A 23642-nucleotide genomic window follows, 5' to 3' on the forward strand; every position below is an offset into this window, starting at 1 on the left:
CACGCCGGCACGGTGAACCGGCCGGGCCTCGGGGCTGATCCGCGGCCGGTCACCAGCTCAGACGTTGTTCCAGACGGGGACGTGGTACTTCTCGGCGAGGCACATCGGGCACGGGAGCCGGTTGCCGTGCGGCTCGCACCGTTCGTCCGTGTCGTCGTCGATCGGTGCCGTCTGTTCCTCGCTCACTGCTGTTCCCCCAGTCACTCCCAGACGAGATCGCGCTTCATGTCCGCGACGGTATGTGGGGCGCTCGGGGGCGGGCTACGAGTGTGCCGAAAGTTGCCCCTACGGGGCGAGCGACTCCGCGGCGCTGGCGATCAGGGCGCGAGCCGCCGCTCCATGCACAGCGGTCGCGGCGAGAGCGTCGAACTCGTCGCGGTACAGCGCGAGCTCGGATGGCGTGGTGATCTGGAGGTAGCCGGAGACCAGCTCCACGTTGACTTTCCTCCAGCCGGGTCCTTCCATCATTGCGAACCCCTCACACGGCCAGCGCAGCGGGCGATCGACGTCCGACGGAATGATGCCGAGAGAGACCGACGGGTAGGACATCACCGCACGGAGGTGCTTCAGCTGGGCGCGATGGACGTCAGGGACGCACACGCGATGATGTAGCACCTGTTCTTCCACCACGAACAGCCAACGGGCGTCGGGTCGATGGAGCACATGTTGGCGATCCATCCGCTCGACGACAGCCTCCGCGACGTCATCACCACTGAGACCGAGAAGGTCATTCACGGACTCCAACGCGGTTGCTGTGTAGTTCGCGATTTGTAGAAGCCCCGGCACGACCATCGGCTGGTAGCAGCGGTAGAGGCGGACCTGTTCAAACTCCGAGCGTACGGACTCCTGTGCCTGTTTCAACCCGGCGCGGTGCAGGCGCTGCATCGTCGTCCACATGCCGGCAGCAGTCGATCGCTCGGCCAGCAGCTCCTCTGTCCGTTCCGGTGAGACCCCGCAGATCTGGCACCACGTCGACAGGTCCACCGCCGAGATCGGGCGGACGCCATGCTCGACCCGGCTGATCTTCTGCGGGCGCCAGCCCGCCTCGGCGGCGAGTGCCCGTGCCGTTAGTCCAGCTCGCTCCCGAACCTCCCGTAGCTGGACGACGAGGGCTTGTCGGGCGGCCTGCGCGCTGGAGGAGCTGGACGACGGCACGGGTGGGGGGCCGTCAGTCCGGCTGGAACTCGCCGTGCAGGATGCCGTGCTCCCATGCGGCGTCGAAAGCGGCGATCGTCTGTGCGACCACGGCCGGATCGTTGGTCAGCTCGTCGCCGTGGTCGATCAGACCCTCACCCTCGGGGTCGGGTGACAGATGGTGGAACTTCACGGTCCGCCGGTCGAACAACCAGAGGTCGTTGCCCGGCAGCAGCAGCCCGGAGGCGCGGCGGCGGGGCAGCCACCGCACCTCCTCGCCCGCCTCGACGTTCACCGCGGTGGTGATGTGGTGCTCCCACCTCAGGTAGTCCGTCAGCGGCTCGGGAACGACCCGCAACCGCCGCCAGGTCACGCCACGTGCAACGGATTCCCGGACCAGCTCGTGCCACTTCTCCGCTTCTGCTGGCAGGACAGCATCGCCACGTTGCCCTTCCCGCCACCGTAGGTAGGCAGGGTCGTCGTGGCCGTAGTGCTCGCGCATCTCCAAGTGGGCGAGCGACCGTTGGGTCGCGCCGACCAGCTTGGCGAACGTCGGTCGTCCCGGTCCCTGGCGGCCCTTCTCGTAGGTGCCGCCTGCGGCCTCCGCGATGATCGGCCACATCCGAGCGGGCATCCGGAACACGCCCTCATCCGCGGCAATCGCGGTGTGCTCCGATACGTACGCGATGGTGGCGGGGTCGGTGACCTTCTTGCCGACGAACAGTCCGTCGCCGCTCTCGTCGTCCACGAGTACCGCCGGGCACTTCTCAGCTGGGCTGTCAGGATCCGTACCTACGAGGTCGAGTGCCATGGTCGACGCCTCCATGTCTGGTTGCCGGGAGTTGCCCCCCACGCAACCGACCCTCACCGCACCCGGTCAAGGAAGTTGCCAGAAGTTGCCCCTGGTTGCTCGGCAAGCATCGTTGTGCTGCCTGACGACGTCAAGAGCGTCCGTCGCCGCACCGTTGCGTCCGAGTAACCGGTGGCCATGGCGACCACTTACTCGGACGCAACGACCGGCGAGACCGCCGAGTAGGCTGTGCGCTCGAACCGACCGGTACCTTGACGCCGTGGCCGTACGCGTGGCGCGGGACTGAAGCGGAAGGTACGTGATGTCCGAGCCAGCGCCTCGGCCGCAGGCCGAGCGGCCCGGCCGCCTCACCGTCGGCGTCGTCGGCGCCGGCCGGGTGGGTGCGGTGCTCGGGGCGGCGCTGCAGCGCGCGGGTCACCGGGTCGTGGCCGTCGCGGCCACGTCGGAGGCGTCGCGCACCCGGGCCGAGGCGATGCTCCCCGGCGCCGAGATCCTCCCGGCACGCGACGTCGTCGCCGGTGCCGACCTCGCGCTGCTGTCGGTACCCGACGACGTGCTGCCCGACCTGGTCACCGGGCTCGTCGACGTCGGCGCGGTACGCGAGGGGCAGCTGCTCGCACACACCAGCGGTCGGCACGGCATCGGCGTCCTCGAGCCGGCGCTACGGGTGGGCGCCCTGCCGCTCGCACTGCACCCGGTCACCGCGCTCACCGGCACCTCCCTCGACCTCGGCCGGCTGTCCGGCTGCTGCTTCGGTGTCACCGCGCCGGACGTCCTGCGACCGATCGCCGAGGCGTTGGTGATCGAGATGGGCGGCGAGCCGGTGTGGGTGCCCGAGGAGCACCGCCCGCTCTACCACGCCGCGCTCACCGTCGCGTCCGACCACCTCGTGACACTGGTGGCGCAGGCGGCCGACCTGCTGCAGCAGGCGGAGGTCGCCGACCCCAGGCGGCTGCTCGCGCCGCTGGTGTCCGCCGCCGTCGACCAGGCGCTCGCCGTGCCCGACGTCACGGCCGGTCCCGTCGCCCGTGGTGACGTGACGACCGTCGCGGCGCACCGCGCCGAGCTCGACCGCACGTCGCGCGAGGCCGCCGCGGCGTACGTGACGCTCGCCCGCCTCGCCGCCGACCGTGCGCTCGCAGCGGGAGCGCTGGCACCCGACCAGGCCGAGGCACTCCTCGACGTGCTCGCCGCCCCCACCGACAGGGAGGCCTGAGCCGGCATGCTCCTCACCATCGACGTCGGCAACAGCAACACTGTGCTCGGCCTGTTCGAGGGCGCCGTGATGGCCGAGAAGTGGCGCATCGCCACCGACCCGCTGCGCACGGCGGACGAGCTTGCCGTCGTCCTGCAGGGCCTGCTCGCGCAGTACCCCGAGCCGGGCGGTGCCGAGGTCACCGGCATCTCGCTGTGCTCCACCGTGCCCAACGTGCTGCAGCAGGTGCGTCAGCTGTGCAGCCGCTACTTCGCCGACGTCCCCACGGTGATCGTCGAGCCGGGGATCAAGACCGGCGTGCCGATCCGTTACGACAACCCGCGCGAGGTCGGCGCCGACCGCATCATGAACTCCCTCGCCGCGCACGAGCTGTACGGCGGCCCCGCCATCGTGGTCGACTTCGGCACCTCGACGAACTTCGACGTCGTCTCCGGCCGCGGCGAGTTCCTCGGCGGCGCGCTCGCTCCCGGCATCGAGATCTCGCTCGACGCGCTCGCGGGCCGCGCCGCCCAGCTGCTCAAGGTCGAGCTGCGCCGGCCGCGGTCGGTCGTGGGCAAGTCGACGGTCGAGGCGCTGCAGTCCGGCATCCTGTACGGCTTCGTCGGTCTCGTCGACGGCATCGTCGAACGGATGATCACCGAGCTCGGCCTCCCCGCGGGCGACGTCACGGTGATCGCCACCGGCGGCCTCGCGCCGACCATCGTGCCCGAGTCGCGCACGATCACCGTGCACGACCCGTGGCTCACCCTCGTCGGCCTGCGCCTGGTCTGGGAGCGCAACGTCGGTTCCGAGAGCCACGCGGCCTCCTGACGCCGGCAACCGGCGCCCGGGTAATCGGGTCGCGGGGCCGTCGGGGCCCGGCTATAGCCTGGCGGGGTGAACGAGCAGCCGACACCGTACGACGACCTGCCCGAGCAGATGCGGGTGCGCAGGGAGAAGGTCGACCGCCTGCGGGAGCGGGGGATCGACCCCTACCCGCTGGGCTTCCCGCGCACCGACACGGCGGCCGACGTACGAAAGCGGTTCGGCGATCTCGAGGCCGACACCGCGACGGGGGAGCGCGTCACCGTCGCCGGGCGGGTCATGCTGAGCCGCAACACAGGCAAGCTCTGCTTCGCCACGCTCCAGGACGGCACCGGCCGGCTGCAGGTCATGGTGTCGCTCGCGCAGGTCGGCGAGGAGTCCCTCGCAGCATGGAAGGCCGACGTCGACCGCGGCGACCAGGTGGGCGTCGAGGGCGAGGTCATCACGTCCAGGCGCGGTGAGCTGTCCGTCCTCGTCGACAGCTGGGCGATCACCAGCAAGGCGCTGCGCCCGCTCCCGGAGAAGTGGCTCGGGCTCGCCGACCCCGAGGCGCGGGTGCGGCAGCGGTACGTCGACCTCCTGGTCAACCCCGACAGCCGCCGCGTCCTGGAGATCCGCGCCGCCGTGACCAACGCGCTGCGCGACTCCATGCGCGAGCGCGGCTTCCTCGAGGTCGAGACCCCGATGCTGCAGGTGATCCCCGGCGGTGCCACCGCCCGGCCGTTCGTCACCCACATCAACGCGTACGACCTCCCGCTCTACCTGCGGATCGCTCCCGAGCTCTACCTGAAGCGGTTGCTGGTGGGCGGCGTCGAGAAGGTCTACGAGATCAACCGCAACTTCCGCAACGAGGGCGTCGACCGTTCGCACAACCCCGAGTTCACGATGCTCGAGGCGTACGAGGCGTACGGCGACTACGACAGCATCGGCGCGCTCACCCGCGACCTCTACCAGGACGCCGCGCGCGCGGCCTTCGGGTCCACCGTCGTCACCCACGCCGACGGCACCGAGCACGACCTCGGCGGCGAATGGCGCCAGGTCACCATGTACGGTGCGCTCGCCGAGGCACTCGGCGAGGACGTTTCACCGGAGACCGCCCGCGACAAACTCGCCGTGCTCGCGGACAAACACGGTATCGAGGTGCACGACTCCTGGGGACAGGGCAGGATCGCAGAGGAGCTCTTCGACGAGCTGGTGCCGCCTACCCTGATCGCACCGACGTTTGTCCGCGACTATCCGGTCGAGACCTCACCGCTGGTACGTTCGCACCGCGAGACTCCCGGCGTCGTCGAGAAGTGGGACTTGTATATCCAGGGGGTCGAGGCCGGTACGGGCTACTCCGAGCTGATTGACCCGATCGAGCAACGTGAGCGTTTTGTCGCACAGGCCGCGCTCGGTGCGGCTGGTGACGACGAAGCGATGTGGCTCGACGAGGACTTTCTGCGCGCGCTCGAGCACGGAATGCCCCCGGCGGGCGGCGTGGGCTTCGGAATCGACCGGCTGATGCTCTTCCTCACCGGCCTGCCGCTGCGCGAGACCATAACCTTTCCCCTCGTGAAGCCGGAGCAGTAATGGTCGACGTGCTCGTGGCCCTTCTGCCACCCGGAGTCATGGCGGGGGTCGTCATCGCTTTCGTGGTCTGGGTATTCCGTCAGCGGTCGAAAAAGGACGCCGAGGATCACCTGCAGAACCCCTCGCACCCCGATGAGGACCGCACTAAGCGCTGAATCCCTCGGTGTGCCGTCTCCAGATTTGCGTTCCCGAGTGATTTACTGTTTCCTAGGCGGGACGATTTCAGGGAGCGAAGGGAAGCCCAGTGGCGCAGAAGGTCATGACCCTACTCGTCTGCGATCTCCACGGTGACGAGACCGAGGGCGTCGAGACGATCGCCTTCGGCCTGGAGGGCAGTGCGTACGAGGTCGACGTGTGCAAGAAGCACGCGAAGGAGATCAGAGACGCGGTCGGCAGGTATGTGCCCGCCGCGCGCAAGGTGACAGCCCGGTCGGTCGGACGTGGCCGGGGCCGCCGCGGCTCGAAGGTCGCCGGCGCCTCCACCGCGGACGTCCGCACCTGGGCGATCGACAGCGGCTACGACGTGGGCGAGCGGGGCCGCATCCCCGCCGCCGTCGTCGACGCGTACCGCGCGGCACACTGACCGACGCGACGTCACAGGGCCTGCACGAGGTCGCCTCGTGCAGGCCCTGCGCACGGCCGGGTGCCGGACCCGGGACCGCTTCGTCACGCGGAATGCCTATCCTGTGACGCTATGTGATGATCCTGGCCCGCCGCCGTTCGCTCGGCGCGTAACGCGAAGACTCGGTGACCGGAACATGGTCAATTCGCGACCTGTTGTGGTCAGCATGGGAGAAGCACCCGCACGTGCGCCGTTAGCAGGATGCACGGGCGGGTGGCCAGCACCGAACGATTAGCATGCAGCGGGAAGGGCGCCGGCCTCCCGGCACCACCCCCACCGCGCCGAGGGAGCGGACTGATGTTCGAACGGTTCACCGACCGGGCTCGCCGCGTTGTCGTCCTCGCCCAGGAAGAGGCGCGGATGCTCAACCACAACTACATCGGCACCGAGCACATCCTGCTCGGGCTGATCCACGAGGGCGAGGGCGTCGCCGCGAAGGCTCTGGAGAGCCTCGGGATCTCCCTCGAAGCCGTCCGCCAGCAGGTCGAGGACATCATCGGCCAGGGACAGCAGGCCCCGTCCGGACACATCCCGTTCACGCCGCGGGCGAAGAAGGTGCTCGAGCTGAGCCTGCGTGAGGCACTCCAGCTCGGACACAACTACATCGGTACCGAGCACATCCTGCTGGGCCTGATCCGCGAGGGCGAGGGCGTCGCGGCCCAGGTGCTGATCAAGCTCGGCGCCGACCTGAACCGCGTCCGCCAGCAGGTGTTGCAGCTGCTGTCCGGCTACCAGGGCAAGGAGCCGGCGGCCGCCGGCGCGTCCGGCGAGGCGGCGCCGTCCACCTCCCTCGTGCTCGACCAGTTCGGCCGCAACCTGACCCAGGCCGCCCGCGAGGGCAAGCTCGACCCGGTGATCGGTCGCGACAAGGAGATCGAGCGGGTCATGCAGGTGCTGTCGCGCCGCACCAAGAACAACCCGGTGCTCGTCGGCGAGCCCGGCGTCGGCAAGACCGCCGTCGTCGAGGGACTCGGCCAGAAGATCGTCAAGGGCGAGATCCCCGAGACGCTCAAGGAGAAGCAGCTCTACACCCTCGACCTCGGCGCGCTGGTGGCCGGCAGCCGCTACCGCGGTGACTTCGAGGAGCGTCTGAAGAAGGTGCTGAAGGAGATCAAGACCCGCGGCGACATCATCCTGTTCATCGACGAGCTGCACACGCTCGTCGGCGCGGGTGCCGCCGAGGGCGCGATCGACGCCGCGAGCATCCTCAAGCCGATGCTCGCCCGCGGTGAGCTGCAGACCATCGGCGCCACGACGCTCGACGAGTACCGCAAGCACCTCGAGAAGGACGCCGCACTGGAGCGCCGCTTCCAGCCGATCCACGTCGAGGAGCCGTCGGTCTCGCACACGATCGAGATCCTCAAGGGCCTCCGCGACAGGTACGAGGCGCACCACCGGGTGTCCATCACCGACGGCGCGGTCGTCGCGGCGTCGACGCTGGCCGACCGCTACATCAGCGACCGCTACCTGCCGGACAAGGCGATCGACCTCATCGACGAGGCCGGCTCGCGCATGCGCATCCGCCGCATGACCGCGCCGCCCGACCTCCGCGAGTTCGACGAGCGGATCGCCAACGTCCGCCGCGACAAGGAAACCGCGATCGACAGCCAGGACTTCGAGAAGGCCGCCGCCCTGCGCGACCAGGAGAAGCAGCTGATCGGGCAGAAGGAGCAGCGCGAGAAGGAGTGGAAGGCCGGCGACATGGACGTCGTCGCCGAGGTCGGCGAGGAGGAGATCGCGGAGGTGCTGTCCACCTGGACCGGCATCCCGATCTTCAAGCTGACCGAGGAGGAGAGCCACCGGCTGCTCCAGATGGAGGACGAGCTGCACAAGCGCATCGTCGGCCAGGAGCAGGCGGTCAAGGCGCTCTCCCGGGCGATCAGGCGCACGCGAGCCGGGCTGAAGGACCCGCGGCGTCCCGGCGGCTCGTTCATCTTCGCCGGCCCGTCCGGCGTCGGTAAGACCGAGCTGTCCAAGGCGCTGGCCGAGTTCATGTTCGGCGAGGAGGACGCGCTCATCCAGCTCGACATGAGCGAGTACTCCGAGAAGCACACCGTCTCGCGGCTGTTCGGCTCACCTCCGGGCTACGTCGGCTACGAGGAGGGCGGCCAGCTCACCGAGAAGGTGCGCCGCAAGCCGTTCTCGGTGATCCTCTTCGACGAGGTCGAGAAGGCCCACCCGGACATCTTCAACTCGCTGCTGCAGATCCTCGAAGAGGGCCGGCTCAGCGACGCGCAGGGCCGGGTCGTCGACTTCAAGAACACCGTGGTCATCATGACGACGAACCTCGGCACCCGCGACATCTCGCGCGGGTTCGCCACCGGGTTCGCGTCGGCCGTCGACGACGGTGACGACTACGACCGGATGAAGTCGAAGGTCGACGAGGAGCTCAAGCACCACTTCCGGCCGGAGTTCATCAACCGTGTCGACGACATCATCGTCTTCCACCAGCTGCGGCAGGACGAGATCGTGAAGATCACCGACCTGCTCGTCGCCCAGGTCGACCTGCGACTGCGCGACAGGGACATGACGATCGAGCTCACCCAGGCCGCGAAGCAGCTCCTCGCCAAGCGCGGGTTCGACCCCGTGATGGGCGCCCGGCCGCTGCGTCGCACGATCCAGCGGGAGCTCGAGGACAACCTCAGCGAGAAGATCCTCTACGGCGAGGTCGAGTCCGGTCAGATCGTCGTGGTCGACGTCGAGGGGGAGGGTGACAGCGCCCAGCTCAGCTTCCGCGGTGAGCCCAAGCCGAGCAGCCTCCCCGACACGCCGCCGGTGGTCGCGGTCGAGGAGTAGCACCGCACGGAGCCGCACGAGGGCCCGCATCCGATCCGTCGGGTGCGGGCCCTCGTCGTCGCGGTTACCGCTTGCACAGTACTGCGCTATATGGAATAGTCCCCCGTGCGCCATAGAGGAGGGCAGCGGTGGACACGAGCCAGTTGTTGAAGGGTGTGCTCGACGTCGCCGTGCTCGCCGTGCTCAGGGGTGAGGACGGCTACGGCTACGACGTCCTCCGCCGGCTGCGGCAACAGGGCATCGCGGAGGTGGGCGACGCCTCGGTGTACGGCACGCTGCGCCGACTCTACGGCCAGGGTGCGCTCACGACCTACGTCGTGCCCAGCGAAGAGGGTCCGCACCGCAAGTACTACGCACTCAACGACACGGGCAGGTCGGTCCTGGAGTCGTCGAGCACGACCTGGCGCCAGTTCTCCGACACGATGACCCGGTTGCTCGACGGCACGGAGGCTGGGCGAACGGAGGTCATCCGATGACGGTGACGCAGGCCGCCGAGGCCGTGCGGCGCTACGCGGCCGAGGTCAGGCAGGCGCTGTCCGACATCCCGGAGGCCGAGCTCGGCGAGCTGGGCGAGGACCTCGACGGGCACCTCGCCGAGGTGGGCGCCGAGATCGGCGACGACGTCCCGTACGAGGCCATGGTCGAACGCCTCGGCACACCCGCGGAGTACGCCGCCGAGCTGCGGCAGGCGGCCGGCCTCCCGGCGGCCGGCAACGCGCCGGACAGCCGGCCAGGAGTCGGCTGGCGCGTCGCCGGCTGGTGGTGGCTGTGCGCGCAGATCGTCGCGACGCTGCCCTTCCTCGGCCTCGCCGGCCTCGCGGGCGGCGCCCCCGAGGCCGTGGTCCTGGCCCTGATCCTCGCCGTGGCCGCCTGGGGGGCGGCGCTGCTGGCCCTGAGCATCGGCTCGCGACGTCTCGCGCGGTGGTCCGACATCGTCGCCACCGCACGTGAGGCACGGCGCCCCGACCACGGCGGCACGGTGCCCGGATGGGCGGTGTCGGAAGGGGTCACCACCTGGTGGCTGCGCGTCCTCGCCGTGCTGACCCTGGTCGCCTTCGTCGGCGCCGGCGCGACCGACGGAATCGCGCTCGGACTCGCCGTCGCCGTCTGGCTCGGCACCGCCGTCGGCTTCGCTATCGCATGGGGTAAGGCGCCCTGGCGGGCGTCGTACACCCAGATCGTCAAGGACCTGCCGGACGTCCGCGCCCTGCGGCGCCTGCGCGACCATCTGCACGACTGGTCACCCGGCGCCCAGGTGCTCGACTACCTCGCGTCGTTGCGCCCGGCCTGGTGGCTCGCCCGCGCCCTCGCCGCGACCGTACTCGTGGACCAGGCCCTCGGGGGTGGTCTGGTCCTCGACCTCGTCGTCTTCCTCGCGGCGGCGGTGATCTCGGTCTGGCTCGGCCGGCGCAACCGGGTCTACGCCGGGTGGAACGCCGTCACCGTTCCCGGCAACCTGCTCGCCGTCGCCGTCCTGCTCGCGCTGCTGACCTGGTGAGGTGCGCCGTGCATGTCATGACCGACCCCGCCGACCGGTGCCGAGGGCGATACTGGCAGGATCGGGACGTACCGTACCGGAGGCGGGTTCCGGTACGTGCAGGGTCCCGGATGGGCGAAAACCGGTCGAATTTGATATCAGAAAGCCATCGTCCACAGGCTGTGGATCGCGGTACCCTCATAGTCAGGATGTCCGAAACCTTCCCCAGCCTGGTGCCGCCAGGCGGCTGAAGCAACCGGATCTTCCGATGAAGCTGCGCACATCTCGGGGCAGCGTAAGGCTTCGTCGGACTGCTCGCGCAATTGCACGCGGGCGGGCGGGGCGGCTCGCAGGGGCGCGAGCCGCCCCCTTCCTTCCCCCTGTTCGTTGGTCGTTGAACCAACTTCCCCAGCCCGTGCATCTACCTGGGGGCCGAGCCCCCAGACCCCCACGTTCCCGGGTCGTCGTGGAATGCCTCTGGTTGGGCGCTTTGGGACTTCGTCCCTCGCTCTTCCCTTGACCTTCGGCTGCTCTCCTCGCGTCGCTTCGCTGCGGTCTGGGGGGTGACCGGTTGTGTGGTCAGGTGAGTGGTGGGGTGGTGCTGGGGAGGCGGTAGCGGTTGCCTTTCAGGGGCTCTACCAGGCCGTCGGATACCAGGGTGTCTAGGGCTCTCGCTCGCTGGAGGGGATCCGGCCAGGTCTTGTCGAGCTCGGCGGCCGGCAGCGGAGCCGCCGAGTCGCGGAGGGCTTGTAACAGGCGGCCTCGCGCCTGGCGGTCGGTGCCCTCGTAGCGCTGGACCCTGCGGGTCCCGTCGCCGGGCGGGTAGCCCGCGCGGCGCCAGGTACACCTGCTCGTGATCGGGCATCTCTCGCACGCCGGCGACCTGGCCGTGCAGACCAGGGCGCCCAGCTCCATCGACGCGACCGCCCAGCGCGCCGCCGTCGGGCCGTCCGCAGGGACGAGGGCCTCGGCTCGGCGGCGTTCCGACACCGTGGGCGCGGCGGCCGGCAGCGCGGCGCCGCCGACCACGCGGGACAGCACCCGCCGGACGTTGGTGTCGAGGACGACATGACGGCGCTGGTGGGCGAACGACGCCACGGCCGCCGCCGTGTAGTCGCCGACGCCCGGGAGCGCGACGAGATCGTCGTACGAGGCCGGCACCGCTCCGCTGTGGCGTTCGACCACGGCACGGGCGGCGGCGTGCAGGCGCAGCGCGCGGCGCGGGTACCCCAGCCGACTCCAGGCGCGTACGGCCTCCCCCGGCTCCTCCGCGGCCAGCGCCGCCGGGGTCGGCCACCGGTCGAGCCAGGACAGGTACGCGGGCAGCACCCGGCCGACGGGCGTCTGCTGGAGCATGAACTCGCTGACGAGCACCGCCCACGCCGACGCCCCCGGATCCCTCCACGGGAGGTCGCGCGCGTGCCGGGCGTACCAGTCGAGGACCTCGCGCACCAGGGGATCGGGGGCGGTCACCGTCACGGACCGATCGTCACATACGGGTCCGGAGGCGTGGAGAGCGGTGCCGGACCGCCGCGGCGACTTCGGGGCGTGTCCGGCGTGCCGTCGCGATGTTGCGCGCTGACCGTTTTATGGTCGAAGCGTGGACACGCTGCGTAATCCCTCGGGACCGCTGCCTGCCAGCACCTACTGGCGTCGGCGGCTCGTGATCATCGGCGTGCTCCTGGCCGTCGTCGCGGGGGTCGTCTGGGCCTGCGCGAACAACTCCGGCGCCGAACAGAAGCCCACCGGGGCCGCCGGCACGCCGACGGACATCCCGACCGTGCCGGCCGATACGGTGAGCCCGACACCCACCCCGACCCCCACCGGGACCGGTACGACCGGCACCGGAGAGCCGACGGGCACCGCGACCACGGGCACGACCTCGGCGAAGGCGTCGCCGTCGCTCAGCACCAGGAACGGCAAGCTGTTGTGCCCGGCGAGCGACCTGCGGGTGAGCGTCCGCTCGGACCAGAAGTTCTACTCCGCCGGCCAGCAGCCGAAGTTCACGCTCATCGTGGTCAACCTCCGCAAGAAGCCGTGCTACGTCGACGTCGGGTCGAGCGCTCTCGGGGTCACCGTCATCTCGGGCAAGGACCGCGTCTGGTCCACCGTGGACTGCGCGAAGTCGCCGGCGGAGAAGCTACGCAGGTTCGAGAGCGGCGACGTCTACACCGCCACCGCCAGCTGGAAGAAGACCAGGTCCGCGAAGGGCTGCCCCGCCACCAAGGGCACGGCCAAACCCGGCTACTACGTGCTCGACGGGCATGTCGGCAAGGTGAAGCCGGAGGAGCGATCGGTCTTCGTGCTGGAGAAGGGCTGACCCGCGAGTTTCGATGGCGTGGAACGACACGCCGCAGGGCTCACGTCACTGCGATCATGCGCGACCTCGAAGCCATTGACCCGTCCTCGGTCCGCCGCCTGCCGGCCGCCCACCAGCACTTCCTGCGACCGCTCGGCCTGATCCTCGTCATGAACGGCGTCAACCTTCTCACCTCGACCCTCCTCGACGACGCCCCGAGCGCCGGTGCCGTACTCGACGGTCTCGGCCTCGTCGCCGGCGCCGTCAGCCTGCTCGTCGCGCCGTTGCTCATCGTCGCGCCGCGGCTGACGTGGGCCCGGCTGGAGGGCACGACCCTGGTCACCAGGCACGTGTTCGTCACGCGCAGGGTGGACCTTGCCGCCGCCCGGGTACGGATCACCAACCATCTGCTGGTGGCCAAGGACGACCTCTCCGGTCGCTCGGTCTCCCAGCCGCTGCTCAGTGAGGGTGCGCCGCTGGCGTCCGCCGACCTGCTCGCACTGGCCGACGCGGTCCACCGGGTGGAGGGGCAGGCGAGTGGCGCGTCCACGGCGGCGGAGACGGCCGGTGCCCTGCGTGACCTGGCGACCAACGAGCCACTCAGGCACAGTCTCAGTGGCCGGAAGAACCGGCTCGTGTCGGTCATGTACGTCCTGGCCTGGATCGTCTGTGGCCTGACGGTGCTCGCCATCCTGATCCGGTTGCTCGACTTCTCGTCCTGAAGACCGTCTGCGGCACTACGGGTCGGCGATGCGGGAGAAGACGACCGCGTCCGTACGTCGTCCGCCGAAGGTGAGGAAGCTGCGCAGCACGCCCTCGCGCTCGAACCCCGCGGCCAGCAGGGCGCGTTGCGACGCGGCGTTGTCGGGCTCGACCCAGGCCTCCACCCCGGGAGAGGCCGAGACGGTCGAGGCCCCAGGCCGTCATGAGCCGAACCGCACGGGTGGCGCGACCGGCGCCGCGGGCGCTCGGCACGATCCAGTAGCCGAGGCCGCCGACGCCACACTGCGGCCGCAGCGTGAGGATCACCAGGCCGACGGCTCGGTCGGTGGCGCTGTCGGCGATCGCGAGCGACACGCCGTGGCGGTCGGTGAGCCGGCTCCACTGCCGATGCACGAACGCCACGCCCTCCTCGGGCGTGAACACCGAGGGCACGGTCGTGTAGTGCGGGATGAGCGGGTCGTGAGCGGCCTCCTCGACGCACCCGATGTCGTCCTCGGCCCACGGGCGAAGGCGCAGCGTGCCGTCGTCGATGACGGGATCGGGGTACGCGAGCGTCGTCATCGTCGCTCAGTTGAACCGGTCGACGAGCGAGACCTCGGCGATCCGTGACAGGCCCTCGCGTACGGCGCGTGCGCGCAGCTCGCCGATGCCCTCGACGAGCTGGAGCTCCTCGACGCTGGCGGCGAGGAGCTCCTGCAGCCGGCCGAAGTGGTTGACGAGTCGGTCGCACACGGCCTGCGGGAGGCGCGGCAGCTTGGCGAGCAGACGGTAGCCGCGCGGGCTCACGACGCTGTCGAGCACCTCGCTGCCGCCGAAGCCGAAGGCGCGGGTCACGGAGCCGATGTCGAGCATCTCGGTGTCGCCGAGCCCTTCGAGCGCGGCGAGCACGAGGGGGGTGAGCTCGGCCGGGTCGCCCGGTGCGTAGTCGCGCACCACGAGGTCGCGGTCGGGCTCGATGCCCGCGACGAGTTCGTTGAGCTGCAACGAGAGCAACCGGCCGTCGGTGCCGAGCTCGACGACGTAGGCCTCGATCTCGGCGGCGATGCGCCGCACCATGTCGAGGCGCTGGACCACCGTGCAGACGTCGCGGACGGTGACGTGGTCCTCGATCTCGAGGGCGGACAGGCCGCGGGACACCTCGTCGTACCTGAGCCGGTAGCGCTCCAGGGTCTGCAACGCCTGGTTGGCGCTGAACAGGATCGTCGCCGGCTGCTCGATGACGTGGCGCCGGTCGCCGACGTACAGCTGGATGATCCGCATCGACTGGCTGACGGTGATGACGGGCCGTCCCGTCTGCAACGCGACGCGGGCCGCGGTGCGGTGCCTGGTGCCGGACTCCATCGTCGGGATCGACGGGTCGGGCATCAGGTGGACGTTGACCCGCAGGATGCGGTTGTGCCCGCTGTCGAGGACGATCGCGCCGTCCATCTTCGCGAGCTCGCGCAACCGCTGCCCGGTGAGCTCGACGTTGAGGCCGAAACCTCCGGTGCACAACGAGTCGACCGTGCGGTCGTGGCCCAGCACGATGAGGGCGCCGGTGTTGCCGCGGAGGATGCGCTCGAGCCCGTCACGCATCGCCGTGCCTGGGGCGACGGCGGCAAGGGTCACCCGCAGCAGTTCGCCGTAGTCCTTGACCACCTGGTGTTCCGCCCCGGTTCCGTACAACTGGCCTCGCCGCGGATCCCCTCCGGTCACGGCGAAATCGGTCGTAAGTGTACAGGTCGGGAAGCCGGCGCCCGCCGCCCACGGCCTCCGCGGTACGGCGAGCGCGCCGGAGCCTGGTGGGGGACGGGCCACTCGGCGGGTCGAGCCGCGACTCGGCCGGGTCTGGTGCCGAGCCCGATCGCCAGCAGCGCGGCTCCGACGTCGGCGACCTCGACCACCTCGATCCCCCGGGGAACGGGACCGGGGTCGGGCGGGACGAGCGCGCGGGTGAAGCCGAGCCGTGCCGCCTCGGCCAGCCGCTGCCTGACGTCAGGGATCCGGCGGACCTCCCCGGCGAGGCCGACCTCGCCGATCGCGGCGGTCATCGACTGCCCCGGCTGGTCGGTGGCCGCGCTCGCGACCGCGAGCGCCACGGCGAGGTCGACCGCCGGCTCGGCCAGCCGAACGCCGCCGACGGTGGCCGCGAAGACGTCGGACGTCGCGAGCGGCAGCCGCGCCCTGCGCTGCAGGACGGCGAGTACGAGTGCCAGCCGCGAGCCGTCGAGGCCCGAGGTGGTGCGGCGCGGCGAGCTGCCGGACATCGGCGCCACGAGCGCCTGCACCTCGGCCACGAGCGGTCGCCGGCCCTCGAGTGCCACGGTGACGCTGGTGCCCGACACGGGCTTGTCGCGCTTGCTGAGGAACAGGCCGCTGGGATCGGGCAATGAAGTGATGCCCCCGGCGCCGAGGTCGAAGCAGCCGACCTCCTCGGTGGGACCGAAGCGGTTCTTCACGGCGCGGACCATGCGCAGCCTGGTGTGCCGGTCGCCCTCGAACGACAGCACGACGTCGACGAGGTGCTCCATCACGCGTGGCCCGGCGACGGTGCCGTCCTTGGTGACGTGACCGACGAGGATGGTGGGGATGCCGCGCTCCTTGGCGACCCGGACGAGGGCCGCCGCGACCGCGCGGACCTGCGAGACGCCGCCCGCGACGCCGTCGGTGTCGGCGGTGGCGATGGTCTGAACGGAGTCGACGACCAGCAGCGACGGACGTACCTGCTCGAGGTGACCGAGCACCGCGCCGAGGTCGGTCTCCGCGGCCAGGAACAGGGCGGGAGCCAGCGCGCCGACGCGGTCGGCCCGCAGCCGCACCTGGGCCGCGGACTCCTCGCCGGTGACGTACAGCGCGGGCGAGCCGCTGCGCGCGGCCTCGGCCGCGACCTCGAGCAGGAGCGTCGACTTGCCCACGCCGGGCTCGCCGTGGAGCAGCACGGCCGCGCCCTCGACCAGCCCGCCGCCGAGCACGCGGTCGAGCTCGGGCACGCCGGTCGGCCGGTGCTGCGCGTCGACCGCCGGCACATCGACGATGCGCCGTGCCGGCGCCGAGACCGGGCCCGGTGTCGTGCGCACCGACGTCGGCGCGGCCTGCCGCTCGCCGACCGTGCCCCATGCCTGGCACTCGCCGCACCGGCCGACCCACCTACCGGTCTGCCAGCCGCACTCGGCACACCGGTACGTCGCGCGCTCCGCCGCCTTCTTCACCATGCCGAGCACCGTAGGCCCGCCCACCGACAGTCGACGCCGGGCCACGCCGTCGGCCGCAACCGCGGACGGCGCCAGCTCTCCTCGTTGATCACGTCAACGTGATCAACGAGGACTTCACCTCGTGCAGGGACGAGGTGAAGTCCATGTTCGTGAGATGACGTGGACGGCGGGTGTCACAGGTCGAGCAGCGCGGGGAGCTCGGCGAGGGACGTGATGCGTTCGCCGGTCCAGGAGGCGCCCTCGTAGTCGGCGCCCGGGCGTTCGGGGCGTTCGGCGTCGAGGTGGATCGTCCTGATGCCGAGCGCCGCGGCACCGGTGAGCTCGTTGCTGTTGCCGTCGCCGACGTACATGCAGTGCTCCGGCGCGACCCCGAGCGCCTCGTACGCCGTGGCGTACATGACGGGATCGGGCTTGCGGGTGCCCATCGCCGAGGAGAACACGGCGACCGGGAAGTACGCCGCCATCGGTGTGGTCGGCCAGATGTCCTCGACGTCGGGGGAGCAGTCGCTCACCAGTGCCAGTGGCACGCCGGCGTCGCGCAGCCGGCGCAGGGTCGGCAGGGTGACGTCGCGTGGAGTCATCCAGCGCCGCATCGACGCGATACGGGCCGCCTCGGCGGCCTCGACCTGGGCGTCGGTGACCGGAACGCCGGCGCCGGCGCAGATCTGCTGGATGCTCGTGGCGAAGTCGAGCGTTCCCGCCATCCGTTGTGGCCGGGTGCGGGTGAACCCGTCGCCGACCACGTCGACGGGCAGGCCGAGCGGCTCTGCCAGCCGGCGCATCTGCTCGTCCCAGCTCTCCTCGGGTCCCGCGGGTACGAGCGTGCCGAAGAAGTCGAACAGCACCGCCCCGGGACGGCCGTCCGTCATCGCGGTCAGACCTCGACGATCGGCAACGATCGCTTGCCGGCCGGGAGCGGTGGATCGGCGGGATGCCTGGCGACGAGCCCGTCGCGGTGGCGCTGGTCGCAGATGTCGGCGAGCACCTCGTACGCCTTGGCGCCCATCAGCTCGCGGAGCTCGGGGGCGTACGAGACGTACAGCGGGTCGGCGCCGACGTGCGCCTCCGTGGCGCTCGAGCACCACCAGGCGAACTCGTGGCCGCCAGGCCCCCACGCGCGGCGGTCGAACTCGCCGATCGAGATGACGAGCACGCGGGTGTCGTCGGGACGGTCGACCCAGTCGTACGTGCGGCGCACCGGCACCTGCCAGCAGACCTCGGGTTTGGTCTCATGGATGGGCTGGTCACGCTCGAGTGCGAGCTTGTGCAGGGCGCAGCCCTTGCCCGCGGCGAACCCCGGCCGGTTCAGGAAGATGCACGCGCCGTCGACGGTGCGGGTCTGCTTCTCGCCGTCGTCGTCGCGCATGAAGATGCCGCCGTCGCGACCCTCGTCGTGGTACTCCCACAGCTCGGGGGTGAGCTCGGCGGCGTACTTCCTGACGCGCTTGCGGTCGGCCTTGTCGGTGAAGTGCGCGCCGAGCGTGCAGCACCCGTCGTCCGGGCGGTCGGCGTAGATGCCCTTGCAGCCGTTGCCGAAGATGCACGTGTACTGCGAGCACAGGTATGTCAGGTCACAACGGAAGACCTGCTCGTCGTCGTCGGGGTCGGGGAACTCGACCCATTCGCGGGGGAAGTCAAGACCTACCTCGGGCACCGCTCAACGATACGCGTGCCACCGCCAGCTGCGACGCGTGGGGCGGTCACTCGGCGCGTCGTAAGGCCCACGGATTCCACGCGATCGCGGCGGCCGCCAGCAGGGTGGACGACGCCATCAGCACGTACGCCACGGGGAAGCCGCCGACCGCGTCGGCGAGCAGTGCGCCACCGCCGGGGGCCAGTGCGATCACGGCGGTGATCGGAGCGCTGAAGACGCCGTTCCTGCGGCCGAATCCCCGCGTGCCCCAGCGGTCTGCGACGGCGGTGGCCTGCAGCAGCGTGAACGAGCCGCGCACGGCGCCCGCGACGACGGCGACGCCGATGAGGACCGCGGTGGGTCCGGGAATCAGGCCGAGGGCGACGATGGTCGCGGCGCCGGCGGCGACGATCCCCGCGGTACGCACGCGCGGCGTCGTCCGCCGGGACAGCGAGGCATAGCCGAGCCGGCCGAGCAACTGGCCCGCGCCGCAGAGGCCGAGCGCGATCGCGGCGAGGTGGGTGCCGATCCCGCGCGAGGTGAGCAGCGGTACCAGGTTGACCGTCGCCGCGTACATCCCGAACGCGCCGGCGGCCATGGCGACGGTCAGGGTGACGAACGCGCCGCTGCGCAGGACGGACCTCGTCTCCGCCGGTGTCGCGTCCGGCGCCACTTGCCGTCCCCGCCGGCCGACGGGCCAGGGCGGTGTCAGACAGGTCGCGTGCAGCGGGATCGTCACGACCGCGAGGACGACGGCCAGCACGACGTACACGCCGCGCCACTCCATCCGGTCGAGCAGGACGGCGGTGAGCGGCGCGAAGACGGTGCTGGCGAGACCGCCGACGAGCGTCAGAGTTGTCAGCGCGCGCACCCGATCGGGTCCGTACCACCGGGTGAGCGCGACGAACGCGGGCGGGTACAGGAGCATCGACTGGGCCAGTCCGGCGACGACCCACGCCCCGAAGAACAGCGGCAGTGTCGGCGCGGCCGCGATCGCGAGCACGGCGAGCACGCCGACGACCGATCCCAGCGTCATGACCCGCCGCGGACCGAACCTGTCGAGCGCCCGCCCGACCACGACCCCGGCGAGCGCGTTGACCACGGCGCCTGTCGAGAACGCCGCCATCGCCTGGGCGGTGGTCCAGCCGGTGTCGTCGGTGACCGACGCCAGCATCACGGGGAACGCGTAGTAGAGGACGCCCCAGCTGGTGATCTGCGTGGCGCAGAGGGCGACGAGCGCGCGTCGCAACCGGCGGCCGTCCGGGGTGCGTCGCGCCGGTGATCCTCCGTGCATTCCGAGCGACTCTATCGACGCCCATCGATTGACGCAATCGCGGGCGCGCTCGATAATCGAGCCACATGACAGGGGAACACGTGCCGACGCCCACTCTCGCCGCCGAGTCCGCCGCCGTCTACGCGAGCTGGTTCGGGTGCCTCGCCGACCCGACCCGGGTGCGCCTGCTCCACGCGGTCGCCGCCGCGCGCAGGGAGAGCACGGTCGGCGAGCTGACCGAGGCGCTCGGCATCAGCCAGTCGACCTGCTCCCACCACCTGCGCAAGCTCGCCGTCGTCGGCTTCGTCCGGCTGCGCAAGGACGGCACGAGCACGCTCGTGTCGGTCAACGAAGCCTGCTGCGCCGGGCTCCCGCACGCGGCGGACGTCGTGATGGGCTCGCTCGCGGCGCAGGCGCGTCCGCCGATCGACCCGCCCGGTGGTGTCTCGGTCCGCGCCATGCGCGTGGCGGACTGGACGTACATACGCCGCATCTACGCCGAGGGCATCGCCACCCGCAACGCCACCTTCGAGACCGACGTGCCGAGCCGCACGAGCCTCGACGCGAAGTGGCTGCCGGACCACCGCTGGGTCGCCGGGGTCGACGGCGACGTCGCGGGCTGGGCGGCGGTCACGCCCGTCTCACCGCGCGGCTGCTACGCGGGGGTCGCCGAGACCTCGCTGTACGTCGGGTCGGCCTTCCGCGGTCGGGGGGTGGGGAAGGCGCTGATCCACCGGCAGGTCACGGCCGCCGACGACGGCGGGCTCTGGACGCTGCAGAGCGCGATCTTTCCCGAGAACCGGGCGAGCCTCGCCCTGCACCACGCGGCCGGCTTCCGCACGGTCGGCGTCCGCGACCGCATCGCCAAACTCGACGGCCGATGGCGCGACACGATCATGGTCGAGCGCCGCGGACCGCGCGACTGACGCCGCCACTGATCTGGGGTCCGCGGTCGTGGTGCCTGTACCGGTTGGGGTCCCCGGTCGTGGTGCCCGCCCCCGCCGGGGTCCCCACGTGTGGCGGGTGGTCCCGGACCAGTCGACCGGCAGTGGCGGCGTGACCAGTCGGCGTGGGGGCCGATTACAGTGTCAGCGTGCGCGATACCTCGGCCGTTCCTGAGACGGACGTCGTCCTGTCGACCGGCTCGGTCTACCCGGAGTCGACGGCCACGGCGTTCGAGATCGCTGCCCGCCTCGGGTACGACGGTGTCGAGGTCATGGTCTCGACCGACCCGATCAGCCAGGACATCGACGCCCTGCAACGCCTCTCCGACTACCACGAGATGCCGGTCAAGGCGATCCACGCGCCGTGCCTGCTCGTCACCCAGTTCGTCTGGGGCAGCGATCCGTGGGCCAAGGTCGAACGCTCGCGCGACGCCGCGGAGAAGCTCGGGTCCGACGTCGTCGTCCTGCATCCGCCCTTTCGCTGGCAGTTCGACTACGCGCGCGACTTCACCGGCAAGGTGAGCAGGCTGCAGGAGACCACCGACGTCGCGCTGGCCGTCGAGAACATGTACCCGTGGCGCGGGCCGGGCGGCATCTCGACCGGCGCGTACGCCCCGCACTGGTCGCCCGTCGGCCAGGACTACGCCCACGTCACGCTCGACCTGTCGCACGCCGCGGTGTCGCACTCCGACTCCCTGGAGATGGCGAAGGCCCTCGGCGACCAGCTCTCCCACCTGCACCTCGGCGACGGCACCGGCAGCAAGACCGACGAGCACCTGGTGCCGGGCCGCGGCAGCCAGCCCTGCGCGGAGGTGCTGGAGTTCGTCGCCGCGTCCTCGTTCACCGGCATGGTCGTGCTGGAGCTCAACACCCGCAAGGCGGAGAGCCGCGCCGACCGCGAGGCCGACATCGCCGAGTCGCTCGCGTTCGCCCGGCTGCACCTCGCGGCCGCGCACGACGACAGCGACCACTCGGCCTGGCGTCGCTAGACCGCATGACGCGGCAGGGCGGTCGCGCCGCGCGAGGGCCGGGCCGCCGTCCCGGCGCTCCCGACACCCGTGGCTCGATCCTCGACGTGGCGCGCCAGTCGTTCGCCGACCACGGCTACGACGCCACGACGCTGCGGGGCGTCGCGCGGGCGGCGGGCGTCGATCCGGCTCTGGTGCACCACTACTTCGCCGGCAAGCACCAGCTGTTCCTCGCCGCGATGGACCTTTCCGTCGACCCAGAGGTCCTCGTCTCCCAGGTGCTCGACGGTGACCTGGCCGACATCGGTGATCGCCTGGTGCGGACGTTCCTCGGCGTCTGGGGACAACCCGCGCACCGGGCCAGGCTCACCGCCATGGTGCGCGCGACCGCGAGCAGCGAGAACGTCTCGGGGCTGATGCGCGAGGCGCTCACCCACCTCATCTTCGACCGGATCGCGGCCCGCCTCGACCGGCCCGACACCGCGCTGCGCGTCTCCGCGGTCGCGAGCCAGCTGATGGGTCTGGCTATGGCGCGCTACGTGGTCCGGATCGAGCCGCTGGCGAGCCTCGACGACGACGCCGTGGTCCGCCTGGTCGGGCCGACGATCCAGCGCTACCTGACGGCGGATCTCTAGGAGACTCCGGCCTCTTGACCGCGCCACGTTCGCGGCGTTGAATTCATCGTATGGTGAATTCGGTGGACGAGGGCGCCTCGGCCGCGGTCGTCGCCGAGGGGCTGCGGGTCGTGCGCGGTGGGCGTGAGGTGCTGCACGGGATCGACTGCACCATTCCGCGCGGCGAGGTCGTGGGACTGCTCGGACCCTCGGGTGGCGGGAAGACGACGCTCATGCGGTGCGTCATGGGCGTCCAGGTGGTGGCGGCCGGAACGGTCACCGTGCTCGGGCTGCCGGCGGGACACCCGCGGTTGCGCAGGCGGATCGGCTACCGCACACAGGCACCGTCGGTCTACGACGACCTCAGCGTCGAGGAGAACCTGCGCTACTTCGCCACCGTGCTCGGCGCCCCGCGTGACCATGTCGACCGCGTGGTCGACGATGTCGATCTCGGCTCGCACCGTCGCCAGGTGGTCAGGCGGCTGTCCGGTGGCCAGCAGGCACGGGTCTCGCTCGCGGTCGCGCTGCTCGGCGATCCCGAGGTGCTCGTGCTGGACGAGCCGACGGTGGGCCTGGACCCGGTGCTCAGGCACGACCTGTGGGCGTTGTTCGCCCGGCTCGCCGCCGACCGGGGCAGCACCCTGCTCGTGAGCAGCCACGTGATGGACGAGGCCGCCAGGTGTGATCGGCTCCTGCTGCTGCACGACGGCGACCTGCTGGCCACGTCGACGGCGGACGGCCTGCGCGAGCGAACGGGCGCGGCCGACCTGGAGGAGGCCTTCCTCGCCCTGGTGCGAGATGCCGGGCACGAGCGGAACGGGGTGCGGACATGAGCCTGCGTCTCACCCTCGCGACCGCCGGGCGGATCCTCGCCCAGCTGCGCCGCGACCCGCGGACGATCGCCATGCTGCTGCTCGTCCCGCTGATCCTGATGGCGCTGCTCTCCTGGGTCTTCGACGACGAGCGCCGGTTCAACCAGGCGGGGCCCGCGCTGCTCGGCCTGTTCCCGTTCGTCGTGATGTTCATCGTCACCTCGATCGCCACCCTGCGCGAACGCACGTCAGGCGTGCTCGAGCGCCTGCTCGCCATGCCGCTGCACAAGCTCGACCTGTTGTTCGGCTACGCGCTCGCGTTCGGCCTCGTCGCGACGGTGCAGGCGCTCGTCACCGCGAGCGTGTCGGTCTGGTGGCTGGGGCTCGACATCGCCGGGTCGACGTGGCTGCTCGTCGTCGTGGCGGTCCTCGACGCGCTCCTCGGCGTCTCGCTCGGACTCCTCGCGAGCGCGTTCGCCCGCACCGAGTTCCAGGCCGTGCAGTTCATGCCCGCGCTCGTCCTCCCGCAGGCGCTGCTGTGCGGCCTGCTCGCGCCGAGGGACCAGATGCACGACGTGCTGCGATGGATCTCCGACGCATTGCCCCTCAGCTACGCCGTCGACGCGATGCAGGAGGTGACCGCCCACGCCGACGTGACGGACGCCGTCGTCGTCGACCTGGTGGTGGTCGGCGGTTGCGTGGTGCTCGCCCTGCTGCTCGGCGCCGCCACCCTGCGCCGTCGCACCGGCTGAC

The 23642-nt window shown here is 71.0% G+C and carries 22 protein-coding genes and 1 pseudogene; 14 read left to right on the top strand and 9 right to left on the bottom strand.

Translation table 11 applies throughout. The features are described from left to right. Positions 1–285: 285 nt before the first annotated feature. Both GEV10_07810 and GEV10_07815 read right to left on the bottom strand, forming a co-directional pair. The gene (locus GEV10_07810; protein MQA78369.1) at positions 286–1254 is read right to left on the bottom strand and encodes a helix-turn-helix domain-containing protein; all 969 of its coding nucleotides are present in this window, start codon (positions 1252–1254) and stop codon (positions 286–288) included. Then, on the bottom strand, positions 1169–1675 hold the full coding sequence (locus tag GEV10_07815; GenBank protein ID MQA78370.1) for a hypothetical protein: 507 nt from the start codon (positions 1673–1675) through the stop codon (positions 1169–1171). The genes GEV10_07810 and GEV10_07815 overlap by 86 nt, the downstream gene beginning before the upstream one ends. 571 nt (positions 1676–2246) lie before the next feature. Here GEV10_07815 and GEV10_07820 point away from each other — a divergent pair. The 7 genes from GEV10_07820 to GEV10_07850 all read left to right on the top strand — a co-directional run bounded on the left by GEV10_07820 (position 2247) and on the right by GEV10_07850 (position 10453). After that, complete coding sequence (locus GEV10_07820; GenBank protein MQA78371.1) at positions 2247–3161, top strand: DUF2520 domain-containing protein; 915 nt, start codon at positions 2247–2249, stop codon at positions 3159–3161. Positions 3162–3167: 6 nt separating this feature from the next. Next, positions 3168–3971: a type III pantothenate kinase gene (locus GEV10_07825; protein MQA78372.1), complete on the top strand. Its 804-nt coding sequence runs from the start codon at positions 3168–3170 to the stop codon at positions 3969–3971. 108 nt (positions 3972–4079) lie between these two features. After that, positions 4080–5537, top strand: a complete 1458-nt coding sequence (gene lysS / locus GEV10_07830) for a lysine--tRNA ligase (protein MQA78373.1) — start codon at positions 4080–4082, stop codon at positions 5535–5537. 244 nt (positions 5538–5781) lie between these two features. Then, positions 5782–6120: an Lsr2 family protein gene (locus GEV10_07835; GenBank protein MQA78374.1), complete on the top strand. Its 339-nt coding sequence runs from the start codon at positions 5782–5784 to the stop codon at positions 6118–6120. A 336-nt stretch (positions 6121–6456) separates the two neighbouring features. After that, a complete protein-coding gene (locus GEV10_07840; protein ID MQA78375.1) occupies positions 6457–8955 on the top strand; it encodes an AAA domain-containing protein in 2499 nt (832 codons plus the stop codon). 128 nt (positions 8956–9083) lie between these two features. Then, on the top strand, positions 9084–9431 hold the full coding sequence (locus GEV10_07845; GenBank protein ID MQA78376.1) for a PadR family transcriptional regulator: 348 nt from the start codon (positions 9084–9086) through the stop codon (positions 9429–9431). Then, positions 9428–10453 (top strand): hypothetical protein, encoded by a 1026-nt coding sequence (locus tag GEV10_07850; protein MQA78377.1) that lies wholly within the window; start codon positions 9428–9430, stop codon positions 10451–10453. Before GEV10_07845 ends, GEV10_07850 begins: the two co-directional genes overlap by 4 nt. A 558-nt stretch (positions 10454–11011) precedes the next feature. Here the strand turns inward: GEV10_07850 and GEV10_07855 are convergent. After that, positions 11012–11788, bottom strand: a complete 777-nt coding sequence (locus tag GEV10_07855; GenBank protein MQA78378.1) for an A/G-specific adenine glycosylase — start codon at positions 11786–11788, stop codon at positions 11012–11014. A gap of 244 nt (positions 11789–12032) precedes the next feature. On the opposite strand from GEV10_07855, the gene GEV10_07860 reads away from it, so the two are divergent. Continuing rightward, positions 12033–12752, top strand: a complete 720-nt coding sequence (locus tag GEV10_07860) for a hypothetical protein (protein MQA78379.1) — start codon at positions 12033–12035, stop codon at positions 12750–12752. A 56-nt stretch (positions 12753–12808) separates the two neighbouring features. Next, on the top strand, positions 12809–13453 hold the full coding sequence (locus tag GEV10_07865; protein MQA78380.1) for a hypothetical protein: 645 nt from the start codon (positions 12809–12811) through the stop codon (positions 13451–13453). A 15-nt stretch (positions 13454–13468) separates the two neighbouring features. On the opposite strand, the pseudogene GEV10_07870 reads toward GEV10_07865, so the two are convergent. From GEV10_07870 to GEV10_07895, 6 genes and pseudogenes are all read right to left on the bottom strand, one after another. After that, positions 13469–14015 (bottom strand): annotated as a pseudogene (locus GEV10_07870) (GNAT family N-acetyltransferase). A 6-nt stretch (positions 14016–14021) separates the two neighbouring features. Beyond that, entirely contained in the window at positions 14022–15149 is a 1128-nt protein-coding gene (gene disA / locus GEV10_07875; GenBank protein MQA78381.1) for a DNA integrity scanning protein DisA, read from the bottom strand. Further along, complete coding sequence (gene radA, locus GEV10_07880) at positions 15146–16645, bottom strand: DNA repair protein RadA (protein ID MQA78382.1); 1500 nt, start codon at positions 16643–16645, stop codon at positions 15146–15148. Before radA ends, disA begins: the two co-directional genes overlap by 4 nt. 173 nt (positions 16646–16818) lie before the next feature. Then, on the bottom strand, positions 16819–17514 hold the full coding sequence (locus tag GEV10_07885) for an HAD-IA family hydrolase (GenBank protein MQA78383.1): 696 nt from the start codon (positions 17512–17514) through the stop codon (positions 16819–16821). Between the two features lie 5 nt (positions 17515–17519). Continuing rightward, positions 17520–18299, bottom strand: a complete 780-nt coding sequence (locus GEV10_07890) for a hypothetical protein (protein ID MQA78384.1) — start codon at positions 18297–18299, stop codon at positions 17520–17522. 46 nt (positions 18300–18345) lie between these two features. Next, the gene (locus GEV10_07895) at positions 18346–19572 is read right to left on the bottom strand and encodes an MFS transporter (GenBank protein MQA78385.1); all 1227 of its coding nucleotides are present in this window, start codon (positions 19570–19572) and stop codon (positions 18346–18348) included. Between the two features lie 65 nt (positions 19573–19637). Here GEV10_07895 and GEV10_07900 point away from each other — a divergent pair, with 65 nt between their 5' ends. The 5 genes from GEV10_07900 to GEV10_07920 all read left to right on the top strand — a co-directional run bounded on the left by GEV10_07900 (position 19638) and on the right by GEV10_07920 (position 23641). Beyond that, positions 19638–20477 (top strand): metalloregulator ArsR/SmtB family transcription factor, encoded by an 840-nt coding sequence (locus GEV10_07900; protein ID MQA78386.1) that lies wholly within the window; start codon positions 19638–19640, stop codon positions 20475–20477. Between the two features lie 167 nt (positions 20478–20644). Next, positions 20645–21484, top strand: coding sequence for a TIM barrel protein (locus GEV10_07905; GenBank protein ID MQA78387.1), 840 nt, complete (start codon positions 20645–20647; stop codon positions 21482–21484). 5 nt (positions 21485–21489) lie between these two features. Continuing rightward, positions 21490–22098 carry a TetR family transcriptional regulator gene (locus GEV10_07910; protein ID MQA78388.1) on the top strand — a complete coding sequence of 203 codons (609 nt, stop codon included), beginning with the start codon at positions 21490–21492 and terminating at the stop codon, positions 22096–22098. A gap of 50 nt (positions 22099–22148) precedes the next feature. Next, positions 22149–22910 carry an ATP-binding cassette domain-containing protein gene (locus GEV10_07915; protein MQA78389.1) on the top strand — a complete coding sequence of 254 codons (762 nt, stop codon included), beginning with the start codon at positions 22149–22151 and terminating at the stop codon, positions 22908–22910. Continuing rightward, the gene (locus GEV10_07920) at positions 22907–23641 is read left to right on the top strand and encodes an ABC transporter permease subunit (GenBank protein MQA78390.1); all 735 of its coding nucleotides are present in this window, start codon (positions 22907–22909) and stop codon (positions 23639–23641) included. Before GEV10_07915 ends, GEV10_07920 begins: the two co-directional genes overlap by 4 nt. Position 23642 lies beyond the last annotated feature (1 nt).

This window comes from Streptosporangiales bacterium, assembly GCA_009379955.1.
GTDB lineage: Bacteria > Actinomycetota > Actinomycetes > Streptosporangiales > WHST01 > WHST01.

What these genes read in the sequence shown, in the direction of transcription:
- GEV10_07900 (MQA78386.1), top strand. Translation starts at nt 19,638, where the DNA reads ATGACAGGGGAACACGTGCCGACGCCCACTCTCGCCGCCGAGTCCGCC.
- GEV10_07825 (MQA78372.1), top strand. Translation starts at nt 3,168, where the DNA reads ATGCTCCTCACCATCGACGTCGGCAACAGCAACACTGTGCTCGGCCTG.
- GEV10_07885 (MQA78383.1), bottom strand. Translation starts at nt 17,514, where the DNA reads ATGACGGACGGCCGTCCCGGGGCGGTGCTGTTCGACTTCTTCGGCACG.
- GEV10_07820 (MQA78371.1), top strand. Translation starts at nt 2,247, where the DNA reads ATGTCCGAGCCAGCGCCTCGGCCGCAGGCCGAGCGGCCCGGCCGCCTC.
- GEV10_07850 (MQA78377.1), top strand. Translation starts at nt 9,428, where the DNA reads ATGACGGTGACGCAGGCCGCCGAGGCCGTGCGGCGCTACGCGGCCGAG.
- GEV10_07895 (MQA78385.1), bottom strand. Translation starts at nt 19,572, where the DNA reads ATGCACGGAGGATCACCGGCGCGACGCACCCCGGACGGCCGCCGGTTG.
- radA (MQA78382.1), bottom strand. Translation starts at nt 16,645, where the DNA reads ATGGTGAAGAAGGCGGCGGAGCGCGCGACGTACCGGTGTGCCGAGTGC.
- GEV10_07920 (MQA78390.1), top strand. Translation starts at nt 22,907, where the DNA reads ATGAGCCTGCGTCTCACCCTCGCGACCGCCGGGCGGATCCTCGCCCAG.
- lysS (MQA78373.1), top strand. Translation starts at nt 4,080, where the DNA reads ATGCGGGTGCGCAGGGAGAAGGTCGACCGCCTGCGGGAGCGGGGGATC.
- GEV10_07915 (MQA78389.1), top strand. Translation starts at nt 22,149, where the DNA reads ATGGTGAATTCGGTGGACGAGGGCGCCTCGGCCGCGGTCGTCGCCGAG.
- GEV10_07855 (MQA78378.1), bottom strand. Translation starts at nt 11,788, where the DNA reads ATGCTCCAGCAGACGCCCGTCGGCCGGGTGCTGCCCGCGTACCTGTCC.
- GEV10_07865 (MQA78380.1), top strand. Translation starts at nt 12,809, where the DNA reads ATGCGCGACCTCGAAGCCATTGACCCGTCCTCGGTCCGCCGCCTGCCG.
- GEV10_07910 (MQA78388.1), top strand. Translation starts at nt 21,490, where the DNA reads ATGACGCGGCAGGGCGGTCGCGCCGCGCGAGGGCCGGGCCGCCGTCCC.
- GEV10_07840 (MQA78375.1), top strand. Translation starts at nt 6,457, where the DNA reads ATGTTCGAACGGTTCACCGACCGGGCTCGCCGCGTTGTCGTCCTCGCC.